7 protein-coding genes are annotated in these 6,352 nt (G+C 48.5%); 3 read left to right on the forward strand and 4 right to left on the reverse strand.

Going from position 1 to position 6,352, the window contains the following annotated elements; translation table 11 throughout:
• Nucleotides 1-285 precede the first annotated feature (285 nt).
• Nucleotides 286-1,977 carry an FAD-dependent oxidoreductase gene (locus tag AXFE_RS13155; RefSeq protein ID WP_052606423.1) on the reverse strand — a complete coding sequence of 564 codons (1,692 nt, stop codon included), beginning with the start codon at nt 1,975-1,977 and terminating at the stop codon, nt 286-288.
• Between the two features lie 126 nt (nt 1,978-2,103).
• Entirely contained in the window at nt 2,104-3,693 is a 1,590-nt protein-coding gene (locus AXFE_RS13160; protein ID WP_052606424.1) for a 4Fe-4S binding protein, read from the reverse strand.
• 85 nt (nt 3,694-3,778) lie between these two features.
• Between AXFE_RS13160 and AXFE_RS13165 the strand changes: the two genes are divergently transcribed.
• The 3 genes from AXFE_RS13165 (at nt 3,779) to AXFE_RS13175 (ending at nt 5,525) form a co-directional block, all read left to right on the forward strand.
• Complete coding sequence (locus AXFE_RS13165; RefSeq protein ID WP_052606425.1) at nt 3,779-4,297, forward strand: RrF2 family transcriptional regulator; 519 nt, start codon at nt 3,779-3,781, stop codon at nt 4,295-4,297.
• A gap of 327 nt (nt 4,298-4,624) precedes the next feature.
• A complete protein-coding gene (locus tag AXFE_RS13170; protein WP_052606426.1) occupies nt 4,625-5,110 on the forward strand; it encodes an inorganic diphosphatase in 486 nt (161 codons plus the stop codon).
• 82 nt (nt 5,111-5,192) lie between these two features.
• Nucleotides 5,193-5,525: a NifU family protein gene (locus AXFE_RS13175; protein ID WP_320408783.1), complete on the forward strand. Its 333-nt coding sequence runs from the start codon at nt 5,193-5,195 to the stop codon at nt 5,523-5,525.
• Nucleotides 5,526-5,639: 114 nt separating this feature from the next.
• Here AXFE_RS13175 and AXFE_RS13180 read toward each other — a convergent pair whose 3' ends face one another.
• On the reverse strand, nt 5,640-5,885 hold the full coding sequence (locus tag AXFE_RS13180; protein WP_152626086.1) for a hypothetical protein: 246 nt from the start codon (nt 5,883-5,885) through the stop codon (nt 5,640-5,642).
• Nucleotides 5,886-6,352, reverse strand: a 467-nt coding sequence (locus AXFE_RS13185; protein ID WP_152626087.1) for a zinc ribbon domain-containing protein, incomplete at its 5' end; no start/stop codon positions are given.

Raw genomic sequence — 6,352 nt, forward strand, 5'->3', positions numbered from 1 at the left:
CATAGGACTAGTGAAAGTCCACTTGGGAATAGTTTTATTTAATGTGCATCCCGTTTTCGGCGATATCTATGTATCATGTAGATAATAAAAGATCTCCCTTCGAAGCATGGCACTGGGGGTGCAGGGTTCATGCAGTCGAAGGGAGAAACTTTATGATCACTTCCTTAGTCGAAGGTGATCTGATCTTTCATAAGGTAATTATTAAGATCTAGCTTTTTGATTGATTTTTCTTTCGTATTGGCATCCTCCCTGTTTTAGTATTGGGATGTAACGCGCGCCTCGTTGCTATTTTTTGCTAGCATGTGCTCTGATTGAAGCGCGTGCAGCTTCTCTTCCGGAAGCCATTGCCTCGACTACACTGGACGGCCCAACTAGGGCGTCTCCTACTACAAATACGTTTGCAGCATAGGGGCTTCGAGCGGCGGCAACGGCGACTTCTCGCTTCCAAGACAGATCGGCTATCGACCGATTGTAGTTATGGTTACCGGAGAAGATACCACTAGTGATCCAGTTGTCGTCAGGCTTTGTGGATTCGCTGGCTCTAAAAGGTGCCTGTGGTGCAAGTTGTCCGAATTCGCTTCCAAGACGATATCCAAGTGCCAGAACGACGATATCCGCATCGACGATCTCTTCGGTTCCCGGAATCAGCTTAGGTAGTACCTTTGGATCGCTCTGTTGGGTTGTCACCAAAGTAGCTTTTCCGTCGGTTATCAATGTAGCGGTAGTGTTGAACCGGACGGATACCCCTTCATGTCGTGCCTCTTCGAGCTCGTCACTTCTAACACGAGCGAACGATTCAGTTACCCATTCAACACAAGTCGGAATAGCTCCGAAGCGGATTGCAATTCGTCCAACATCCATTGCTGTGTTGCCAGCTCCGATGACGAGGATCTTCTTTCCTTCAATGGCATTGGTGTCGTTATGTGCGCCAAGCTTTTCGCCATAAGCTGCAAGAAAGGCCATAGCATCGATTACGTTCGGCCTGTCCAACCCTTGGACTGAGGGCCTTATCGGTGATGATGCTCCATTTGCTAGGACGATTGCATCTAGCTTTTCGGTAAAATCTTGAAGATCGTCTTGGCTAACGCGGTGATTTAGTTCAACCTTCACGCCTGCGTCGCTTAGAGACTTCCAAACTTCACTAACTTTTTCACTTGGAAGAGTAAATTCCGGGATGCCATGGTTCAATAGTCCGCCTGGAATTGGGTCGGCCTCATAGACCGTAACTTCAGCTCCGGCTTCAACGAATTCCCATGCCGCAGACATTCCTGCAGGACCGGAACCAACTACTGCGACCTTCATCGAAGAGGAAGCTTCGATATGTGGAGCATGGATCTCGCTATTGTCGAAGACGAAACGTTCAAGAAGGCCAATTGCCACCGGCTCATTACCAGCTAGTTTCCACGAGCAAGCTCCCTCGCATTGGACAGCTTGATTGCAAACTCGTGAGCAGATCGATCCAAGATGGGTAGTGGCTTCGAATATTGATCTAGCTTGATCTAGGTTGCCCTCTCGGATCGAGGCAATCATTGCTGGAATATCATTGTGCGCTGGGCATCCGCGAACGCATGTTGGATCGGGACAGCTTAGGCATCGTGATGCCTCGGCGAGAACAGCTTCGAGGTTAGAGAAGCCGGATCTGGTCTCTTCCCAAGGGGCGATAGCGGGTATGGCTCGGTTCTGAAGGTAATGGCGCTCGCTTGGTGCAACCTTTGGCGTTCCGTCGATTGTAATTGCTGAAAACGGGCAAGTGCGCTCGCACTGTCCGCATCCTACGCAAAGTGCTGAATCGACAGTGACGATCCAGTTGTCGGTGTCTAGGCCAATGGCTCCCGTTGGGCAGCGAATAAGGCATTCCTGACAGCCCGCACATCGATCAGTTAGGACTTCGATGAGAAGTTCGCTTCCTAGTGTGGGGACCTCTGGGGCTTCGCTGTGGTTTTTTGAAATCTTAGTTGGATTGAAGGTAGTTGTCATCTTGTAGAACTCCTTGATGGCTCCGGCTTTTTATCTTTGTTAGCGTGGAGCAGATGTAAAATCGAATCAATTCTGTAGGGCTGATGTTGTTTGACCAAGAGGCGAACTCGATCAGCCCTGATGCATTTAGTTTGCGGCGTGCATTGGTATATAGAGCAAGGTCATTGGGATGGACATTGCGAGGATTGCTACCGCAAAGTAGGCGTATGCGACCTTTGAACCCTTGTTGGTCAAGACGAGATCCCTCTTGGAGATCTTCGCGGCTGCATAAAGAGACGCTAGAGTTCCAATGATCATGATTGCGACTTGAACCATCACGATGTGGGAGTCCGAAAGAAGTCGGTAGTTGTAGAGCGCCTTTGCGGTGCCACCGAATGGGTGAGCAACTGCTGGGACGATTCTGGTTGCATGCTTGAAGAACTTTGGAAGCTGACGAGCGAAGTAGTCAGCGCCAATGGCTGGGAGCAGGGCGTATGAGCCAGAGATGAACCAATTTCTGAATTCGCTTCTCTTGGTCATGAAGGTGCCGTCAGTAGTGGCGATCGTTCCCTTAGAGAAGAGAATTGCGCCTACCTTGTAGATTGCAACAGGAACCAAGGCGAAGAGAGCAATGAAGCCTACGTAATCGATTGGATTTGGATATTGTGGGAAGTGGGTTTGCTTATTTAGCCAATCGTCCAACGATGTGAACATGCTGAGTGCATTTATTTGCTGGAAGACGACGAGTCCCAGAAGAATAGCGCTTACAACGGCGATGTCCATTCTCTTTTTGTTCGGTTGGATTACTGAGGTGAGAGGAGCTTGTGCATAGAGGCCAATGTTGTCAGTTGGGCAAGACTTGTAGCATTCGGTGCAAAGACCACAAAGTGAGTTGGAGTCCGCGCTGCCGACCCAAGTGTACCATGGGCATCCGTATCCCTCTTCGCCGCCTCGCATGCAGGACTTGGTTGAGCAAGACTGGCAAGCGTTACGATCCTTTGTGCGGAAGCCTGCGATCGATCCCATCGATCCGACGGAACCAATTAGGGCTGATAGTGGGCAAAGATAGCGGCAGAAGGTACGACGTTCGAAGACCAGGAAGGTTATTGTTGCGAATGCTACGATGCCAAGGACCATGTATGCAGTGTCATGGGGTGCTCCTGGACCAGCTATATTGAAGAACTCTTCAATATAGGTTAGTACCAAGAAGCTGACCGCTGAGGAGACCAATCCGTAAGCAGCTAGCTTCTTTGGATACTTGAGGCCAAAGCCTAGTGATTTCTGGGTCTTCTTGAAGAAGGTCTTACGTTGTATCCATTCGCCGAAGCCGCCGAAGGGACACATAACACACCAAGCTCGTCCTACGACGACCATAAGGACGAATACGATGCAGAACCAGATGTACCATGTAATTGCGGTTGCGAAGTTTAATCCTGGTACTACGGTCCCGATCAAGCCGGAAAAGATAACCAACCAGAAGATGAGCTGGTTTGGAACGATCAGTGCGAATTGGAGCCAACGCTTCTTGAGGATAGCTTTGACTGGCTTTGTGCGACTGAGGTCTAGCTTTGGATCGCTAGGAGCGAAGTGAGATGCCATGTCGGTCTCGACCTTTGGTCGCAGCCGAATCGCGACTGCGACTGGGTCGAGCCGTCCCTCACTGGTAACGTTTTTTCGAGGATCATCCTCATCCTTGAAGGGCATAGCCTTCGTTTTTGGATCAGTGACGTAAGTCATCGATCTGCACCCCCTATTGTGCTTTTGTAATGTTATGTACCTTTAGTAAAGTACTAAACGTAAAGTTTGTCACTGTAGAATATAAATGTCAAGTCAGATTGTGAAAAATTGGGAGTTAATTTTGAATGTGACGCTATCGAGAAGGGGCGATTATGTACTGCGAGCTGCTATTTGTCTATCGCGAGCGTATGTCGATGGAACTCCAAAAAAAATTCGAGAAATTTCGGAATTTGCTGTTATTCCAGTGAGTTTTACTCCTCAAGTTCTAGCTGACCTAGTTAGAGCTGGCATTGCTATCTCAAGAGCTGGTCGAAGTGGAGGGTATTGGCTATCTCGGCCACCCACTGAGATCTCGCTTTTAGAGGTGATTGAAGCCGGCGAAGGCGATATTCACTCTGATCGGTGCGCGATGGGTGACGGACCTTGTTATTGGGAAAAAGTTTGTCCACTCCATGACTCTTGGAAGGGCGCATTGAGCTCCTTTAGGGATGGCTTGGCCGCTTCGACTTTGGCAGAGGTTACAGAGCGCGATATAGCGATAGAGTCCGGGGAGTATTTGGCGCCGATCGATAGTCATCGGGGTGGACGTGTCGTCAAGCTTTGAAGTTTTTGATTTTGCTGTGAAACACTGAGAGCTCTGATGCTCTGAGATTTTTCTAAATTATTTGCTTGAATCTCGGCTATGCGGTTTCAAGTCGAGGCTATGCGCTATGAATTTTGTTGCAAATAGTATGAGAAATCTAATCAAAGATTGCGGTATTTGGGAAATAGGAGCCTAGTTTGTATCTTTGCGCGATCGGATTTTTCGACGTATCACTATGGCTACCTGAAAATAGCTGTGGTATTGTAGCTGCGGTTTTATAGCAGTTGAGATCAAGTTGTTTGTGATGTCATAGCCGTGCATCCAGTAACTTTGAGTCAAGGAGTTTCTATGAGTTTCGAAGTTGTGATTGAGGTTCCAAAGGGTTCCAAAAATAAGTATGAGATCGACCATGAAACCAATGCGGTTTGGTTGGATCGGGTTCTGTTCACGCCTATGGCATACCCTCTCAACTACGGATATATCGAGGGGACCTTGGGTGAAGATGGCGATCCCTTGGATGCGTTGTTAGTATTAGATGCGGAGTTGGTGCCAGGGTGTCACCTCAAGGCTAGAGCAGTCGGCACGTTTGTGATGTCCGATGAAAAAGGGCGCGACATCAAACTGATTTGTGTCATTGATGGTGATCCAAGGTTTGATCACATCCACGACATCGAAGATGTCTCTTCTTTTTTGAAGGACGAAATAAGCCACTTCTTTGCACACTATAAGGATTTGGAACCTAAAAAGTTTGCCACCATTGAGGGATTCTCAAACAAAGCGGCTGCTCAAGTTGAGTTAGATGGTGCGATAGAACGCCTGCACTCGGACCATTAGTCCCATCTTTGGATATGGAATCTCTTGGTCAATTACTCCTATAGCGATAGTAACAATTGCTCGGGTGGACTAAGATGTTTTCGTGACTATAGATCAAAGCACCTTTCAGGATAATGATAGAACTCGAGACGTCTTTGAACTCATAGAGATGATCCGCCCGGCTGTTCAAGCAGACGGTGGCGATTTAGCTCTAGTTAGTGTTGACGTTGAGGCGGGAGTCGTTGAGGTACAGCTCCAAGGTAGTTGCTCATCTTGTGCAATCTCATCTGTAACCCTACAGGCGGGAATAGAGCGAATAATCAAGGGTCGACTCGATTGGGTGACCGAGGTCCGTGGCGGCGTCGATGAGAGTTTAGATTTTGAATCTAGCTACTCGCTAGGACGTGGAGGCTACGTCCCTAGGGCAGATTATTAAAGTTTATAAATACGTTTGTAATACAAAAGGCGCCTTATGCTTGGCGCCTTTTGTATGTATTTAGATTCCGTCTTCTGCTGGCGATTTATAAGCGTTTCTTCTGGCCGTTGGTTTCTATATTTGGTTATTGAACCTGGTTGGACCTTGCCGTTGCCGCTCCGAAATACATATACATTCATATGCACCTCTTTTGTTTTCGCTCTCCAGACGCCTTTGCGTGTTCTGCCCCATCCACGGGGCAGAACTAGGGCGAGTCGGTGGTTGCACACCTCCCACGTCCAACTCGCGTTGTCGTGGTATCCTTGGAGTCCTGCCGTGAGCGCTATCCTTGGCATCTTCGAGGATGTTCCGGCTTTCCATTTAGCGTAGGAACCTCGCGTCAAGAATCTTTCTCACTTCCGTGTAGGGAGTGAACCGGTCGATCTGGTGATCTTGGATCCTTGATTTGATGTTCATGGAGGCTACGTGATCTGCATCGCCCTGCCAATTGCAATCCCAATAAGGGTTACGACAGTGAAACACATCCCCGCTTCGGTTGTCGAAAGAGACATACCCACACGTTGGATTAGGAGATGTTTGGCTGGTGTAGGCCGCGTTGACCGTTTTAATGCCGGAGGTTCCGACATGCGCATGTACCATAATGCGTTCTTGGTTCTCGTCCCTTGCCCACGATGAGCAGAGTCGAGATATCTTCTTAGACTTAGCCTTACCCCCTAGGTGAGACAGATCTTCGGTGATGATTTCTTTTGGCCGTTGTGATGGATGTTGGGGAGCTCGTCCATTAGCTCTGGTGCGATTGCCCTCTCCGTAGACCACTTCTTTGATTG

This window comes from Acidithrix ferrooxidans, assembly GCF_000949295.1.
Taxonomy (GTDB): domain Bacteria; phylum Actinomycetota; class Acidimicrobiia; order Acidimicrobiales; family Acidimicrobiaceae; genus Acidithrix; species Acidithrix ferrooxidans.

Coding starts and splice junctions, on each gene's coding strand:
- AXFE_RS13160 (WP_052606424.1), bottom strand. CDS start 3,693: ATGACTTACGTCACTGATCCAAAAACGAAGGCTATGCCCTTCAAGGAT.
- AXFE_RS13155 (WP_052606423.1), bottom strand. CDS start 1,977: ATGACAACTACCTTCAATCCAACTAAGATTTCAAAAAACCACAGCGAA.
- AXFE_RS13170 (WP_052606426.1), top strand. CDS start 4,625: ATGAGTTTCGAAGTTGTGATTGAGGTTCCAAAGGGTTCCAAAAATAAG.
- AXFE_RS13165 (WP_052606425.1), top strand. CDS start 3,779: ATGTCAAGTCAGATTGTGAAAAATTGGGAGTTAATTTTGAATGTGACG.
- AXFE_RS13180 (WP_152626086.1), bottom strand. CDS start 5,885: ATGGAAAGCCGGAACATCCTCGAAGATGCCAAGGATAGCGCTCACGGC.